Origin of the sequence: Thioalkalivibrio sp. AKL12 (assembly GCF_000377925.1) — a bacterium.
Taxonomy (GTDB): Bacteria; Pseudomonadota; Gammaproteobacteria; order Ectothiorhodospirales; family Ectothiorhodospiraceae; genus Thioalkalivibrio; species Thioalkalivibrio versutus.
This window is the reverse complement of sequence record NZ_KB898895.1, coordinates 61,838-77,160: the sequence shown is the minus strand read 5'-3', so window position 1 is coordinate 77,160 and position 15,323 is coordinate 61,838. Positions and strand designations below refer to the sequence as shown.

12 protein-coding genes are annotated in these 15,323 nt (G+C 65.8%); 6 read left to right on the top strand and 6 right to left on the bottom strand.

The window, feature by feature from the left end; all coding sequences use genetic code 11:
* Positions 1-8: 8 nt before the first annotated feature.
* Together D579_RS0107030 and D579_RS0107025 are read right to left on the bottom strand one after the other, a co-directional pair.
* Positions 9-1,844, bottom strand: coding sequence for a hypothetical protein (locus D579_RS0107030; protein WP_018951540.1), 1,836 nt, complete (start codon positions 1,842-1,844; stop codon positions 9-11).
* Positions 1,845-1,866: 22 nt separating this feature from the next.
* Positions 1,867-3,297, bottom strand: coding sequence for a putative O-glycosylation ligase, exosortase A system-associated (locus D579_RS0107025; protein WP_018951539.1), 1,431 nt, complete (start codon positions 3,295-3,297; stop codon positions 1,867-1,869).
* A 235-nt stretch (positions 3,298-3,532) separates the two neighbouring features.
* Here D579_RS0107025 and D579_RS0107020 point away from each other — a divergent pair, with 235 nt between their 5' ends.
* The 4 genes from D579_RS0107020 to D579_RS0107005 are packed head-to-tail and all read left to right on the top strand — an operon-like array spanning position 3,533 to position 7,989.
* Entirely contained in the window at positions 3,533-5,104 is a 1,572-nt protein-coding gene (locus tag D579_RS0107020; RefSeq protein ID WP_018951538.1) for an acyl-CoA ligase (AMP-forming), exosortase A system-associated, read from the top strand.
* Complete coding sequence (locus D579_RS0107015; protein WP_018951537.1) at positions 5,101-6,336, top strand: pyridoxal-dependent decarboxylase, exosortase A system-associated; 1,236 nt, start codon at positions 5,101-5,103, stop codon at positions 6,334-6,336. The genes D579_RS0107020 and D579_RS0107015 overlap by 4 nt, the downstream gene beginning before the upstream one ends.
* Positions 6,333-7,301 (top strand): GNAT family N-acetyltransferase, encoded by a 969-nt coding sequence (locus D579_RS0107010; protein WP_018951536.1) that lies wholly within the window; start codon positions 6,333-6,335, stop codon positions 7,299-7,301. The genes D579_RS0107015 and D579_RS0107010 overlap by 4 nt, the downstream gene beginning before the upstream one ends.
* A 13-nt stretch (positions 7,302-7,314) precedes the next feature.
* Positions 7,315-7,989 (top strand): GNAT family N-acetyltransferase, encoded by a 675-nt coding sequence (locus D579_RS0107005; protein ID WP_231376842.1) that lies wholly within the window; start codon positions 7,315-7,317, stop codon positions 7,987-7,989.
* On the opposite strand, the gene D579_RS0107000 is transcribed toward D579_RS0107005, so the two are convergent.
* The 4 genes from D579_RS0107000 to wecB are packed head-to-tail and all read right to left on the bottom strand — an operon-like array spanning position 7,952 to position 12,220.
* The gene (locus tag D579_RS0107000; protein WP_018951534.1) at positions 7,952-9,103 is read right to left on the bottom strand and encodes a GNAT family N-acetyltransferase; all 1,152 of its coding nucleotides are present in this window, start codon (positions 9,101-9,103) and stop codon (positions 7,952-7,954) included. The two genes, D579_RS0107005 and D579_RS0107000, sit on opposite strands and share 38 nt — an antisense overlap.
* Before the next feature lie 2 nt (positions 9,104-9,105).
* Entirely contained in the window at positions 9,106-10,101 is a 996-nt protein-coding gene (locus D579_RS0106995) for a hypothetical protein (protein WP_018951533.1), read from the bottom strand.
* On the bottom strand, positions 10,098-11,060 hold the full coding sequence (locus D579_RS0106990; protein ID WP_018951532.1) for a polysaccharide deacetylase family protein: 963 nt from the start codon (positions 11,058-11,060) through the stop codon (positions 10,098-10,100). The genes D579_RS0106995 and D579_RS0106990 overlap by 4 nt, the downstream gene beginning before the upstream one ends.
* Before the next feature lie 5 nt (positions 11,061-11,065).
* A complete protein-coding gene (wecB, locus tag D579_RS0106985) occupies positions 11,066-12,220 on the bottom strand; it encodes a non-hydrolyzing UDP-N-acetylglucosamine 2-epimerase (RefSeq protein WP_018951531.1) in 1,155 nt (384 codons plus the stop codon).
* Between the two features lie 572 nt (positions 12,221-12,792).
* Between wecB and D579_RS0106980 the strand changes: the two genes are divergently transcribed.
* Together D579_RS0106980 and D579_RS0106975 are read left to right on the top strand one after the other, a co-directional pair.
* The gene (locus D579_RS0106980) at positions 12,793-13,923 is read left to right on the top strand and encodes a hypothetical protein (protein WP_026289462.1); all 1,131 of its coding nucleotides are present in this window, start codon (positions 12,793-12,795) and stop codon (positions 13,921-13,923) included.
* Between the two features lie 91 nt (positions 13,924-14,014).
* Complete coding sequence (locus tag D579_RS0106975) at positions 14,015-15,304, top strand: nucleotide sugar dehydrogenase (protein ID WP_018951529.1); 1,290 nt, start codon at positions 14,015-14,017, stop codon at positions 15,302-15,304.
* Positions 15,305-15,323 lie beyond the last annotated feature (19 nt).

The window sequence follows — 15,323 nt, the reverse complement described above, 5'->3', positions numbered from 1 at the left end:
TTGTCGTCCTAGCATGGCGAACCTGCGATATCGAACACGCGAGCGGGCCATTCCAGAAGCAGCTCGGACCTGCAAGAACCTTTCGCGATACGTTCGGGACTTTGGCAAACCCCCCTGCCGCCAGCGATGGCAGAGGGCAAGGCTCTCTCAAGCCATTCGTTCGATGGATGTCCTTTTGAGGTGCCCTTCGTTTCCCACTGGAAGGAATGTTTCGCCATTGGCAGGTCGGTCACCGTGTGCCCGCCCGGGTTCAGGTAAGTGACCGGGTGCTGCCCGTCGTATTCGAGTTCGAGCCGCTGACTGAGACGGGGTCTCCGCAGGGAAATGGTCAGGGAAAGGGTGGCAGCCAAGGGCCGGAATGCGTGTCTCTGGAGGGCGGCTCGCCGCCCAAGCGCGCCACCCAGTAGTCGCCAGTCCAGCGCTGCGAGAGCCCGTTTCGGGAGACCCTTTTCAGCTGGGCGAAGCAGCGGGCGTGGGCGTCCCCAGAGCGTTATTTGAAGGTATTCCTTCGAGGCGTCGGTTTCGCAGCGGTCGAAGTCGGTGAGCCCGAACAGCTGCCCGTCGATCAGGAAGACGGGCGTCCAGCCTGCCAGAGCCGGCGTCTCCAGCAGCGTTTTTGCGGGGATTCGCACAGGAGCGGGACACAGAATCTGGCCCTGCCAGGTCACGTGCAGAGGTATGCCACCGCCATAGCGCAGTTCCACGGTGTCTCGACTGAAGCCTTGCGGGGGTTGTCCGCGGGCCGAGACCAGGGCAAGGGTTCCGGAAGGGTCGCCAACCTTCAGGATTTCCAAGTCTTCACGGGTGGGTAGTGTGGACTCGTATTCCTCCAGGGGCAAAGGTCGAGCGCGCTCAGTGCGGCCGGCTTGGCCGCGTGACCATGCCACAAGACCCGCCGCCCAAGCGTTGTAGACCGACAGATGCATGTAGTCATCCCACCCGGTGCCGGGCGTTGCGGTGTCTGCGGGATTCAGCCCAAGAAAACCGTCTGGTCGGATCTGTTGGGTCCAGCGTTCCAGCACACCCTCAAGCATCAGACCGGGCCCCGTCTTGTGGTGCCGGTCTTCCGCTGCTCCAAGCAGTAGCAGGCTTGCCACGAGGCAGGCGTCTCCGAAGAGCGCGTGGCTGCTCCGCCCGAGGCCACCGACGTGGCCGTGGCCGTCCCATATGTAAAGGCTCCAGGTCAGCAACCTTTCAATAATGGGGCTCCACACATCCTGGTTCCCGTACTCCGCAGCCATGACCGCTACGAACAGCGCCTTGTGGTGGTAGGCCGCGGGCGTCGCCCCGCGTGCCGGTATGCCGGGGTGGGCCGGGTAATCGACGAATGCACCGGAAGGCGTGATCCAGCGGTCAAAGAGCCCTCGCAGGCGCGTATGCGCACGGATTCTGGCGTTGCCGCTGGCTTCCTGCAGTTCGCATAACCGGGCCAGCAGGGCCCAGTTGTTGGAGGGATATGCGCGGGAAAGCTTGCACCGTCGCGCCAGGCATCGAATGTGCGAGACCTCGCTTGCCGATGCGCCGGATTGCTCGAGGTGTTCTGCGAGCAGATTCAGGAGGAATCGGTTGAAAGGGGCGTGTCCTGTCAGGTGCGCCGGCAGGGCCTCCCATGCCTCCAGGGGGTGGCGCCAAAACCCGGAACCGGGACCCTCCTGGATGGCGAGTGCCAGCGCAGTGGCGGTCTGTCCGTAGTGGTCCCTGGGCGTAGGGGCCTCGTCCACTGGATCGTAGAGGCCCACCACGGGCTGAGTGTTGGCACGTAGCGCAGCGGTCAGCCTGTCGATGCATTGGTCCAGCACTGCCGCCGTCTGCGTAAAGGGGGCGTTGATCGGGAAGGTTTCCATCAGGGCGTCATCCAGGACCGAATCAGTTTCGGGATGACGATGGCCCCATGAGGGTGCCGGACATGACCGTATCGCTTTCCGTCTTGACCGGGTCGGGGGCGGGGGGGGAGGACGGTTCTGGCTGTACCGGCCTGCTGGCGACCGGAGCCGTAGCGGGCTGTGGGGCCTGCTCCAGTTCTCTGCGCATGATGACGGCCAGGGCGACAAAGGCGTACAGGAGGTTGAAGTAGGCGACATCCAGGAAGATGCCGGATATCAGGTAGCCAACCAGTCCCACCTGTAGCGCCCAGGCGTATTCCGACAGCCAGATCTCTCCGGTTCTTTGACGTGCCGTTCGCCGGACGCGATTGAGGGTGTGAAAGGTGAAGGCGATCAGCAGCAGGAATACCGCCAGGCCGCCGAATCCGTGTTGGCCCAATATCCCGAAGTACACGCTGTGGGGCGACAGCACGTGGCGCCATCGGCCTTCAAAGTTCGCATAACCGATCCACCAGTCATAGCCCAATGCAGCGTTCCGGAAGCCCATGCCGGTGAGAGGCCGCTCCAGCGCCATGTTCCAGGCCACGCCCCAGGACTGGATGCGCTGCATGGCGGACTGGTCTTCCTCATAGGTTTCGATGGTCTGCCATCGCTCGACGAGTGGTTCTGGTGCGGTCACGCCGACGACCGCGACCAGGAAGAAGCCAACGATAACCATCAGCCACTTCTTGTGCATGTGCCAGAAGAGCAGGGGCACGATCGCCAGCAGGCCGACGAACGCACCGCGCGAGTGGGTCGCGAGGATGGCGATGGCGGTCAGCCAGAAGACGCCGTAGATGAACCACCCGATCGGGCGCGAGAAGCGACTGAGGAACTCGAAGCCGAGGTCGGCCGACCAGCGCTGGTGGAACATTCGGGCGGATACGAGGATCAGAGGCAGGATCATTAGCATGGCCAGCCCGATGTAGGTGTTGCCGGAGAGGTACGAACCGGTAGGGCCGAGGACCATGTGGGCGCCACCCGTCTGAACGGCGAAGATCCCGCCTTTGAACCCGTAGAACGCGAGCGAGGCGGTGATGACCAGCAACAGCCACACGATGCGGCGTTCGCCGTAGATCAGTAGCGGGGTAATGAAAGTGATCAGCAGGATCTTCATGAAGTGGAACCAGAAGTCCCACGCCCCGCTGGAGTTGACCGCGAAATAGCTGGTCATCGCGAAATAGCCCGCCAGCGCGAACAGCATCACCGTCTCGCGGGTAATCGGGAAGGGTTTTCGGTCCTTCGCCAGGAACAGTGCGATCAGTGTGGCCCCGCCCAGGTAGGTGGCCAGCGGGGCGCCGCGCATGAAGGTCCAGGTGTGCCACTGGGGCGCAAAGAGCCCGACCCAGAACCAGGCCAGGATGCCGATCCACGCGTAGCGCACGATCAGGGGTACGAGCACGACGACGATCAGGGCGAGCAGGTAATCACGCATGCAGTTCGAACCTCGCGCCGCTGTGGCTGGTTCAGGCGATAGGGGCTGGCTCATGGCCCGTTTCGTCGCATGTTACACGCGGCCGCTCCCGTGTAACCCTGGGCCGACGAACGGGCTACTAACGGTGCGCCCGGGTCGCGGCCGGAAGCCGCTGGTGCCTGGGGTATGATCGTGCCGTCAGTTTCCGATAGCCCCGGGCGCCGAGATGTCCTTTCTTGTGCACGATTCCGTATGGATGCAAGCCGACAGCGCAGCGGCCGCCCCGGCCCTGCGCTATCGGGACGAGGGCGAGGACTACGCGACACTTGCGGCCAGTATCGATCGAGCCGCCCGGCGCCTTCTGGGGTGCGGTCTGGGGCGTCAGGAACGGGTGGCGGTCTACCTCGACAAGCGGCCGGAGACGGTGCACGCCCTGTTCGGCGCCAGCCGGGCCGGCGGCGTCTTCGTGCCGGTGAACCCGTTGCTCAAGGCGGAGCAGGTGGCGCATATCCTGCGCGACTGCAATGTGCGCATCCTCGTCACCTCCGCGGACCGCCTTTCGGCGCTGAGTCCGGTCCTGGCCGGCTGCCCCGATCTGCACACGGTGCTGCTGTTAGGGCGGGAGCTGAGTCAGGAGCCGGGCGATGCCGAGGTCGGGCATGTGCGAGTGGATGCGTGGGATGTCGCGCCGGAGCATGACGGCCTGCGTCGGCACCGGGTGATCGATACCGACATGGCCGCGATCCTCTACACCTCCGGGAGTACCGGACGTCCCAAGGGGGTCGTGCTCTCGCATCGCAACATGGTCGCGGGGGCGCAAAGCGTTGCGACCTATCTGGAGAACCGGCCCGAGGATCGTCTCCTCGCCGTGCTGCCGTTCAGCTTCGACTACGGCCTGAGCCAGTTGACCACGGCATTTCACACCGGGGCCCAGACTGTTTTGCTGAACTACCTGCTCCCGCGCGACGTGATTCGGGCGGTGGAGCGTTACGGCATCACGGGGCTGGCGGCCGTGCCTCCGCTCTGGATTCAGCTTGCGCGTCTGGAATGGCCCGAGGCGGCGCGGGCGACGTTGCGCTATCTCACCAACTCCGGTGGCGCGATGCCGAAGGAGACGCTGGCCGCACTGCGCGAGCGCCTTCCGGGCACCGATTGCTACCTGATGTACGGTCTGACCGAGGCGTTTCGTTCCACCTATCTGCCACCCGAGGAGCTCGACAGGCGCCCCGGCTCCATGGGCCGCGCGATCCCCAATGCGGAGATCCAGGTCGTCCGCGAGGACGGCACACCCTGCGCCCCCGGCGAGCCGGGCGAACTGGTCCATCGCGGCGCCCTGGTTGCCATGGGGTACTGGAACGACCCGGAGCGCACGGCGGGGCGCTTCCGTCCCGCGCCGGGCCAGCCGTCCGGTGTCCCATTGCCCGAGGTCGCGGTTTGGTCCGGCGACACGGTGCGGATGGACGAGGACGGCTTCCTGTATTTCGTGGGCCGCCGCGACGAGATGATCAAGACATCGGGGTACCGCGTAAGTCCCAACGAGGTGGAAGAGGCGGTCTATGCGACGGGTTTGGTGGCGGAAGCCGCGGCGCTGGGGGTGGAGCACCCGGATCTGGGACAGGCCATCGTGCTGGCGGCCCTGCCCCAGGCCCCGGGTTTGAGCGAGGACGACTTGCTCAACGCCCTTCGTCCCCATCTGCCGGGCTTCATGCTGCCGGCGCACGTGGGGCTGCGCACCGAGCCGCTGCCGCGTAACGCCAACGGCAAGATCGACCGCAAGGCGCTTGCTGAGGACTTCGGCGATCTGTTTCGGGAGGGGGTGCCGGCATGAACGATAGCCGTCCCGGTCACAGTGCGATGGAGCAGTTCACGATAGTGGACGACTGTCTGCAGATCGGCGGTATTTCGCTGCCCGATCTGGCCGCGCGTGTCGGCCAGACCCCATTTTATGCCTACGACCGTGCCGTGATGAGGCGCCGGGTCGAACACCTGCGCAGCAGCCTTCCGGACGGCCTCTCCCTTCATTACGCGATCAAGGCCAACCCGATGCCGGCTGTGGTGCAGCATATGGCGGGTCTGGTGGACGGTCTGGATGTAGCCTCGCAGCGGGAGATGCAGGTGGCGCTCGATACCGGGACCCGTCCGGATGACATCAGCTTTGCCGGACCGGGCAAGTCGGTGCCGGAGCTGGAGGCCGCCGTCGCGGCCGGGATCACCATCAACCTGGAATCTCCCACCGAGCTCGAGCGGGTCGGCGCGATTGCCGCGCGTACCGGGTATCAGGCCCGTGTCGCGGTCCGGGTGAACCCCGATTTCGAGCTGAAGAGCTCCGGCATGCGCATGAGTGGCGGCCCCAAGGCCTTCGGGATCGATGCCGAACGGGTTCCCGGCCTGCTGGCCCGCATTGGCGAACTCGGGCTGCATTTTCGCGGTTTCCATATCTTCTCCGGCTCGCAGAACCTGCGACCGGAGACCTTGGTCGAGGCGCAGGGGCAGACGTTCGAGCTTGCCCTGCGTCTGGCCGAATCCGCGCCGGGGCCGGTCGAGATGCTGAATATCGGCGGCGGCTTCGGTATCCCCTATTTCCCGGGTGACCCGTCGCTGGATCTCGGCCCCATCGCGGAACACCTGGCGGAGCGCTTGCCGGCGGTACGGGATGCGCTTCCGGACGCGGAGATTATTCTCGAACTGGGGCGCTACCTGGTGGGCGAGGCGGGTATCTATGTGGCCGAGGTACTGGACCGCAAGGAGTCGCGCGGCCAGGTCTTTCTTGTCACTAATGGCGGCCTGCACCACCACTTGGCTGCATCCGGCAACTTTGGCCAGGTGATTCGCAAGAATTATCCGGTGGTAGTGGGCAATCGCGTGCAGGGCACCGAGCGCGAGATCGTGAACGTGGTGGGCCCGCTGTGCACGCCGCTGGACGTGCTCGCCCAGCAGATGGAGCTGGCCCGCGCCGACGTGGGGGATCTGGTTGTGGTCTTCCAGTCGGGTGCCTACGGCTATACCGCCAGCCCGACGCGCTTCCTGAGTCATCCGGAACCGGTGGAGATCCTGGTGTGAACGGCGCCGTTGCCGCACCTGCTGAGCCCCCGGCATTGCCGCTGGCGCGGCAGACGGTGTATCTGCCCTTCCGCTTCGGGTATCGCACACTGGCGGAGCCGGTGCGCACGATGCAGGTGCTGCAGCTCCCGTTTACGCACATCCGGCCGGAGCATGCGGAGCAAGTGTTGGCGGCCGCACCGGACGAGGACTGCCTGATCCGCTCCATGCCGGTGGAGGCGCCTCTGCCTCGTGTCTCGCGGTTTCGGGGGCGGTTGCGCTTCGTGCCCCGGCAGTACCAGCGCCACTTCATTGACTTGACTACCGGGTGGGAGGCCTATCAGTCGCGTTTCTCCTCGAAGTCGAGGTCGAGCATGCGCCGCAAGGTTCGCAAGCTGTCGGAGGCCTCCGGTGGCACCGTGGACTGGCGGCAATACGATACGCCGGAGGGGATCCAGGAGTTTCACCGCCTGGCCCGCGAGGTGTCGGCCCGGACCTACCAGGAGCGATTGCTGGACGCCGGTCTGCCCGGAGGCAAGGGATTCGTCAAGCAGCTGTTGGAACGCGCTCGTGAGGGGCGGGTGCGTGGCTACCTGCTGTTCCTGGATGGGCAGCCCATTGCTTATCTGTACTGCCCAATTGACGACGGCATCCTGCGCTATGCCTTCCTCGGGTACTTGCAGGAGTACTCGGACCTGTCGCCCGGGACGGTCTTGCAGTGGCTGGTTCTGGAGGCGTTGTTCCTTGAGGGGCGCTTTGCCCTTTTCGATTTCAGCCCGGGTGAGGGGGCGCACAAGTCGCTTTTCGGGAAGGACTCCCGCTATTGCGCCGACGTGTACCTGTTGCGCCCGTCCTGGCGCAACCGGGCGCTTGTGTACTCGCATCTGGCGGTGACGGACCTGTCGCGTTTCGCCAGCGCTGTCCTGAGCCGTCTGCGGCTCAAGGGGCGGGCCAAGCGTCGCGCTCGGGCGACCGCGACAGGCTGAGAGGTAATCGCTCGTGCGCCGACTGCACCTGTCACCAGTTACATTCGAGGCATCCACCCTGTGGCTGTTGAAGCGCCTGACCGGTATTCAGGTTCACTGGGTCTATGAACTGGGCGCCGACGCTACAGGTACCGAGGGTTTGCACGGGGCTTTACCGGGAGCGTTTTATCACCAGTTCCATGATGTTCCCGGATTTGATGGCCTGCCGGAGGACCAGGCCAGGGCGATCGCGGGCCATACCGGCCGGTCCCCCCGGCGTCTGTTGCGCGAGGGTGGTCGCATCTATGCCATGGAGGTGGATGGCCGGATCGTGTCGCAGTTAAATGTGCAGTTCGGCGCGTTCGATGTCTCGACGCCGATGCCGTTGCGGTTCTCCCTGCCGGCCGATGCGTTCTTTGTCTCCTTCTTGTATACGCCGGAAGCCGAGCGCGGCCATGGGTATGCCCAGGCACTGTTGCGGCATGCCTGTGGGGCGCTGTTTCGGGAAGGCTACGGGCGCGCGTACTGCCATATCCGCTCCACCAACATTGCCTCCCGGCGGGCATTCCAAAGTGCGGGCTGGGGGGCGGCGGGACTCATCGTCAGCACCTTGTCCGGTCGGCTGCTCGGTACCCCGGGAGCGGGCACGAAGGGTCTGCGGATCGTTTCGGTCAGCGCTGCCTCAGGTGACGCCGAATCCCGTCCTTGATGTGCAAGCCTTTGGCGAGTGACGCCAATTTGTCGGACAAGGTGTTGAACAAACCGAGCGTGGCGTAACGGAGTGTGCCACGCCAGTCCTTGGGGAACAGGTAAAATTTTCCCTCATGGTGCATGCAATTGCTTAGCTTGCGCTTAGCCGGGTTGTCACCGTAGAGGAGGTCGATGCGGCGGACGGCGGGGTGCAGCGAGACCAGGTCCCGGATCGACTTGACGTGCAGCACGATCCCCGGCGTCCATTCGGCATAGTCCGGATCGAAGCCCACGTGATGGCTGAAGTACGTCCCACCATGGAGAAAGCCAATTCTCCAGGCGATTACCGCGTCGTCGATGTACAGGCCATAACAACGGGCGCGTCCTCTGCTTGCAGCCGCCAGCAATTGCCGTTCAATCGCACCGCCCGGCCCCACACCGATTTTCAGGAGACGGTGCTGATAGGTGCGACGGGATACCGGCCCCACTTCCTCTAGGAATGAGCGCAGCTCGTCTTCGCGGGTCATGACCCGGATTTCGGCCCTGGGCCCGAATTGTCGGTCGAATCGACGCTCCCGCCGTTTCAGGTCCTTGCGATGATCGCGAGGGATGCTGGACAGGTAGGTGTCGAAACTTGCGTGCAAGTCGACGCTGCGGCGTATGTCAGTCCGTCCGCTTTGCAGCACGTGGTAACGGCGGCGAAGCTCGGCCGATTGCAGCGCCTGCCAGAGAGGTTCGCCTTCGACCACACCGATCAGGAAGACCACGCTGCGGCGGTCCAGGAGGCCCCTCAACTCGCCGAGGATGGCGACCAGGTCATCCTGTGACCAGTCGGGCAGGTTGCCGGTGAGTACGTAACGGCGGATCTCGATGCGGCGGAGGGCCATGCCACCGAGGACGAAGCTGAGGGCCCCGTCGTGGACATAGATCGGTAACTGGCGAGAGTCGCCCCCCTTGGCCAGCAGCACGGCGCCGTGGCCAGGGTGCCGGATGGCGAGCAGCCACTCCGGGTCATGTTCCATCATGGTGCCCGGTGCCGGGGGCGCGAAGGCCTCGCCTGGAGAGGCCTCGCGCAGCTGCCACCCAGCTGTACGGGCATCATCGCTGCGCTGGGTCTCCGCCCGGGTCTGCATGCCTACACCCCGACCCGGGCGTGATTGAGACGGTTGACCAGGATTCGCCCCAGAGCGCGGTAGGCGGGCACATCCAGCGTATCCTCATGGGGTGTCGCCGGCTCGTTGCCCAGCGAACTCATCCAGGCCGCCTCCAGGTTGGGCTCTTCCGCGACGAATGCGCACAGCCGTTCCAGGCGGTGGCGATTGACGTGGTCGAGCTTTGGTGGGCGTGCCGCGCTCCCCTGATGCTTTACGAACTCGAACGGGTGGGTCAGGACCACGATATCCGAAACCCCCTGCGCGCGGGCATTTTTGAGGACGGTTCGGGTCTCCGGCCAGGAGCAGCCCGTGATCGTGAGGGTCTTGTGGTGGCGCCGCCCGGGCCAGCGGAAGTCGGAGTAGGTGGTGACCGGGAACTCGCGAATGCCGTCGATATCGTGGTGCCCGGCGAACAACTGCAACTCTGGTTCGTGCGGACGGAAGATCGCGAGGCCGATGTTCGAGGCCATCCCGATGCCGCATTGGCGCATCGCCGCGTACACGCCCAGTCCGACCTTGAGTCCACCGGTGCGCAGGACGCCGGGGGCGGGCAGCCCCCAGCGGCGAAACGTGTCCTGGCCCATCTGGATCAGGCGCACCTGTTCGTCTTCGCTGCGGCGAGTGATGTCGTCGTTCGGCGGGTCTATCTCGAGCCACTGGGCCCAGTCCGGCTTTTCGAAGTACGTCCAGCAGGGGTGCAGGTGGAGCTGCACGTCATGCCCGCGCGCGGCAATCTCGCGCGCAATGCCTCCCATCGGTTCGTCGCCGAAATAGCAGGTGTTCAGGGTCTCGACAAAGAAGGTGCCGCGGATGCCGTGCTGTTCCAGGGTTGCCATCAGATAGCCCAGGCCTTCCGAGCGGCCCTGGCGCTCGCAGTACACGGATGCCGGCCCGACCGGCGTCCGATTCTTCGGATCGGCAAAGGCCCCGCCAATGCTGAACTCGGTGTCGACCGTGATGTGAATGCGCGTGGTCATGCCGCTTGGCGTTCGCGGGGTTCGGCGAGGTTGCGGGCCAGGCGCAGGCCGAACCGCAGGGGTGTGCGGTCCCAGGGTGTGAAGCGCGGAAGCTGAAAGGGGTCGGAGTCCGCGCGTGCGGCTCCGGCGGCGGTGGAGACGGCGGCGTCGAAGCCGCAATCGCGCGCGATCTGGGTGTGTTCGGCGGCGTAGTCGCGGCCCGGGCGACCATTCGGGTAGGCGAACAGGCGCAGGGGGCGGCTCAGCATCTGTTCCAGATCGGCCTTGCCGCGCTGGATCTCGGCGCGGGCGGTCGCGGCATCCACTTCGGTCAGGATCGGGTGAGTGGCCGTGTGCCCGCCGATCCCCATGCCCGCCGCTGCCAGCTCGTGGATCTGGGCGCGGGTCATCATCAGGTCGTTCGGCGGCTTGATCCCGAAACGTTGGGCCAGTGCCTCGGTGCCGGCAGTACGCTGCTCTGCGGGCTGGTACTTGAAGCGGCCGATCAGGGCGTGGATCAGCTTTAGCCGGTCGTGGTGGGTCTCCAGCGTCCATTCGCCGAGGCCTTCCGGGCCCAGGTCGGCATTTTTCGGCAGGCGGCGCACCGTCTCGATCAGGGTGTCGTTGAACATGCGCCCGCCGTCGAGATACCCGGTGGCGATGAAGAACGTGGCCGGGACGCCTTCCTCGCGCAGGATGGGCAGGGCGACCTCGGCGTTGTCGGCATAGCCGTCGTCGAAGGTGATGCTGACCGCGCGGGGCGGCAGTGTCCCCGCCCGGAGACGGTCCACGGCTTCGTCCAGCGGAAGCGGGTTCATGGATCGGGCGAGGAGCTGCATCTGCCAGCGGAAGTCGCCAGCGTGCGGATCGCCTGGCAACAACGGGTCGGGTGCGGGCAGCACGCGATGGTAGATCAGGATGGACAGGCGTGCGCGGGCGCCGCCGGGCGACATCAGGGAAAGCAGCGAGCGCAGCAGCATGGCGGTCAGCCCGTGGCGCGGGCGCGTGGCTCGTGGCCCAGCCATCGGGCGATGACGGCCGCGATGCGCTCCCCGGCCCGGCCGTCCCAGTACTGCGGTACGCGGCCCTTCTTGCCCCCGTGGTCCATGACGTCACGGAAGGCGGCTTGCAGGCGTTCCGGGTCGTGTCCGACCAGGACATTGGTGCCCGCGTCGATGGTGATGGGCCGCTCGGTATTCTCCCGCAGGGTGATGCAGGGCACGCCCAGGGCGGTGGTTTCTTCCTGCATGCCGCCGGAGTCGGTGAGGACCACCCGCGCATCCTTCATCAGGCCGAGCATTTCCAGATAGCCCGCTGGCGGCAGTACCGCGATGGCCGACTCGTTCAGGTGGTGCTCCAGCCCGGAGGCCTGCAGCCGGTCACGGGTACGGGGGTGCAGCGGAAAGATCAGAGGCAACTCGCGGGCGATGCCCGCCAGGGTGGTGATCAGGCGTTCGAGGATTGCTGGCTCGTCGACATTGGAGGGGCGGTGCAGGGTCAGAACGCCATAGGCACCATCCGGGGCGAAGCGCGCCGGGTCGATACCCGCGGATTGCAGGGATTCGTCCCAGGGCACGGCCCGCTCGAGGTTGTGGAGCTGGGTGTCGATCATCACGTTGCCGACGAAGTGGACGCGCTCGCGATCGATCCCCTCGCGGGCGAGGTTGTCGATGGCGTGTCCTTCGGTGGTGAACAGCAGATCGGATATCTGGTCGGTCAGGACCCGGTTGATCTCTTCCGGCATGCGTCGATCGTAGCTGCGCAGGCCGGCCTCGACGTGGATGACGCCGATGCCCTTCTTGGCTGCGACCAGAGCGCAGGCGATGGTGGAATTCACATCGCCCACGACCAGAACGGCCCGCGGATTCAGCTCGTCCAGTACCGGTTCGAAGCGGCTCATGACCTCGGCGGTCTGGACGGCGTGGGAGGAGGAACCGACCTCCAGGTTGATGTCCGGATAGGGGATGTTCAGATCGGTGAAGAAGCGCTCGTTCATCGCCGGATCGTAGTGCTGGCCGGTATGCACGAGCTGGGCGGTGATGCCGGCGTCCGTGAGGGCGCGCATGACCGGGCCGATCTTCATGAAGTTCGGCCGTGCGCCGACCACGCACAGGATTTCGCATTGCGGTTGGGGAGTCATGGGCTGTCGAGACATCCTGTGGGCGCATGGGCGGGCCCGCTCGCGACGACGCCAACGGGCGCGGCTCGGCATCCTTGTCGGGTTCGACGGCCCGGTCCGGATCCCTGTCGAATCACTTTATCGTTTCGGCTGGAACGCGCGGCGCCCTTCGTGAATGGCTCGTTAGGTCCGGGATGCTGGCATGTGCATGACAACCAGGTGGGAAGTGATCATCGTTGGACCTGATAGACGATTGAGGGGTGGGCTGCATTGATCCAGATTCCTGGCAGTGACGGACGGTGATGAGGCGCTTCGGGCACGCACCGCATCCGTGGCTTTGCGCAACGCTTGCACCGTGCGTCTTGCTGCTTGGGGTGCCGGTGGCCACTGCCGATACCGTCGCTCCGGCCGCCCCGGCGAGCTCTGGCGTTGCTCTGTCGGATGGGGGCTGGAATGTGGTTCAGGTCGGGCCGGGGGATTACCGAGCGGCGGTGGCTGCGCTGGAGCCTGGTGACTGGTTGCGGCTGGAAACGGGGGGCTATCCGCGTTCCCTGCGGCTGCGCGGGGTGCGCGGGACGCCGGAGCGGCCCATCGTGATCAGCGGGCCGACCGATGGGGCGCCCGCCATCCTGCGCGGGCGGCGCGGGGAGAACACGATCAGTCTGGTGGATGCCGAGTACGTAGTGATCCGGCATCTGACTCTGGATGGCGGGGGTGAGCCGGTCGCCGGGGTGGTGGCGGAGGCGCGGGGCGACGGGGTCCATCACGTGACGCTGGAGCACCTGACGATCCGCCACTACGACCATTCGCAGGGCAACACGGGGATCACCACGCGGGTACCGGCCCGGGGCTGGGTGATCCGGCACAACGAGATCCACGATGTGGGGACCGGGATGTATCTCGGGCAGCCGGACGGGACCAGTCCGTTTGTTGCTGGCGTGATCGAGCACAACCATGTGCACCGCACCCTTGGGTACAACATCCAGATCAAGCATCAGACGGATCGCGACGGGATCCCGGGGATGCCGTCTCAACCGTACGAGACGCGCATTCGCTACAACGTGCTGAGCAAGGCGGAGCGCGGAAGCGACGGGGCACGGGCACGGCCCAACCTGCTGGTGGGGCATTTCCCGCCCACCGGCCCGGGGTCGGAGGACCGGTATCGTATTGCCGGGAATCTGTTTTATCAGAATCCGCATGAGCGGTTGTTCCAGGGCGAAGGCCACATCGAGCTCCACGACAACCTGTTCGTGAACGATGCCGGTGACGCGATGGTGATCCGCCCGCACAACCACGTGCCGCGCGCGGTCCGCATCGTGAACAACACGGTGCTGGCCACTGGCTTCGGGATTCGCGTGGACGAGCCGGACCGTGCCTACCGGCAGGTAGTCGCGGGCAATGCCGTGTTTGCCGGGGACCCGCTGCAGCTCTCCGGGGGTATCGCGGGTGACGACAATTTCACTACGTCGCGCGAGGATGCGGTCCACTACCTGCTGGCCCCGGATGCGGGGTTGGCGGCGCTGGATCTGTATCCCCGCGAGGGTGCTCTGCCCGAGCGTGCGGGCAGCGTGAGTTCGGCCCCGGTCGCGGGTGCGAATCGTGACTACAATGGCCGTCTGCGCGAGCGGGTGGTCTGGGGTGCCTATGGCGGGCCGCCGGGGCCCAACCCCGGGCGCGTGGATGGGATCGGGCCGCGCGTCCCCGGCTGCGCGCCCTGTCGGTGATCCGGCGGCAAGCGCCGGCGGCGACGTACAAGCACGGAGTGGCATCCGGCCCGGGGCCCTCCCTCACATTGGCTATGAGAACGGACATCTTATGCACACGCTTCCCGCGCTGGATGAAGTCACCATCGGTGTAATCGGTCTGGGGTACGTCGGCCTGCCACTGGCCGTGGAATTCGGACATCACTGGCCCACACACGGGTTCGACATCGACCCGGAACGGGTGCGGCAACTGCAGGCCGGGGTGGACCGCACGCGCGAGGTGGAGCCGGACAAGCTCGCGGCCACGCCGAAGCTGACGTACACGGCGGATCTGGAGGTCATGCGTCAATGCAACGTGTTCGTGGTGACGGTGCCGACGCCGATCGATCAGCACAAGCGCCCCGATCTGGGCCCGCTTCTGGGCGCCAGCCGCAGTGTCGGGCGGGTGCTCAAGCCGGGTGACACGGTGATCTACGAGTCCACCGTCTACCCGGGGGCGACCGAGGAGGATTGTGTGCCGATCCTGGAGGCGGAATCCGGGCTGGTGCACAACCAGGACTTCTTTACCGGCTACAGCCCCGAGCGCATCAACCCGGGTGACAAGGAGCACGGGGTCACCTCCATCATGAAGGTCACCTCGGGCTCCACCCCGGAGGTGGCCGACTTCGTCGACGCGCTGTATGCGCGGGTGATCACCGCCGGTACGCACAAGGCCGAGAGCATCCGCGTGGCCGAGGCCGCCAAGGTGATCGAGAACACCCAGCGCGACGTGAACATCGCGCTGATCAACGAGCTGGCGCTGCTGTTCGAGCGCCTGGGCCTGGATACGGAGGCGGTGCTGAAGGCGGCCGGGACCAAGTGGAACTTCCTGCCGTTCCGGCCGGGCCTGGTGGGCGGCCACTGCATTGGCGTGGACCCGTACTACCTGACCCACAAGGCCCAGGCGGTGGGGCACCACCCGGAAATGATCCTGGCCGGGCGCCGTGTGAACGACTCTATGGGCGCCCACATCGCGGACAACACGGTGCGGGCCCTGGTGCGCAAGGGCATCAACCCGGTGGGGGCGCGAATCCTGGTGATGGGGCTGACCTTCAAGGAGAACTGCCCGGACCTGCGCAATACCCGGGTGATCGATATCCACGCCACCCTGGCCGGCTACAACGCCGAGGTAACCGTCTTCGACCCCTGGGTGGACCCGACCGAGGCCGAGCACGAGTACGGCATCACCCCGGTGACCGAGACCCCGGACCCGGGGCAGTTCGATGCGATCATCGTCGCCGTGCCGCACCTCGAATTCCTGCAGATGGGAATCGAGGCGATCCGGGCGCTGGCACGCCCGGAGTCGGTGATCTTCGACGTGAAATCGGTCTTCCCGCGGGAAACGACCGACCTGCGCTTGTAGCCGCGGTTCGGGGTGCACT

Bases quoted from the DNA above. Each gene is read 5' to 3' on its own strand.
- D579_RS0107030 (WP_018951540.1), bottom strand. From the start codon at position 1,844: ATGGAAACCTTCCCGATCAACGCCCCCTTTACGCAGACGGCGGCAGTG.
- D579_RS0107025 (WP_018951539.1), bottom strand. From the start codon at position 3,297: ATGCGTGATTACCTGCTCGCCCTGATCGTCGTCGTGCTCGTACCCCTG.
- D579_RS0107020 (WP_018951538.1), top strand. From the start codon at position 3,533: ATGCAAGCCGACAGCGCAGCGGCCGCCCCGGCCCTGCGCTATCGGGAC.
- D579_RS0107015 (WP_018951537.1), top strand. From the start codon at position 5,101: ATGAACGATAGCCGTCCCGGTCACAGTGCGATGGAGCAGTTCACGATA.
- D579_RS0107000 (WP_018951534.1), bottom strand. From the start codon at position 9,103: ATGCAGACCCGGGCGGAGACCCAGCGCAGCGATGATGCCCGTACAGCT.
- D579_RS0106995 (WP_018951533.1), bottom strand. From the start codon at position 10,101: ATGACCACGCGCATTCACATCACGGTCGACACCGAGTTCAGCATTGGC.
- D579_RS0106990 (WP_018951532.1), bottom strand. From the start codon at position 11,060: ATGCTGCTGCGCTCGCTGCTTTCCCTGATGTCGCCCGGCGGCGCCCGC.
- wecB (WP_018951531.1), bottom strand. From the start codon at position 12,220: ATGACTCCCCAACCGCAATGCGAAATCCTGTGCGTGGTCGGCGCACGG.
- D579_RS0106975 (WP_018951529.1), top strand. From the start codon at position 14,015: ATGCACACGCTTCCCGCGCTGGATGAAGTCACCATCGGTGTAATCGGT.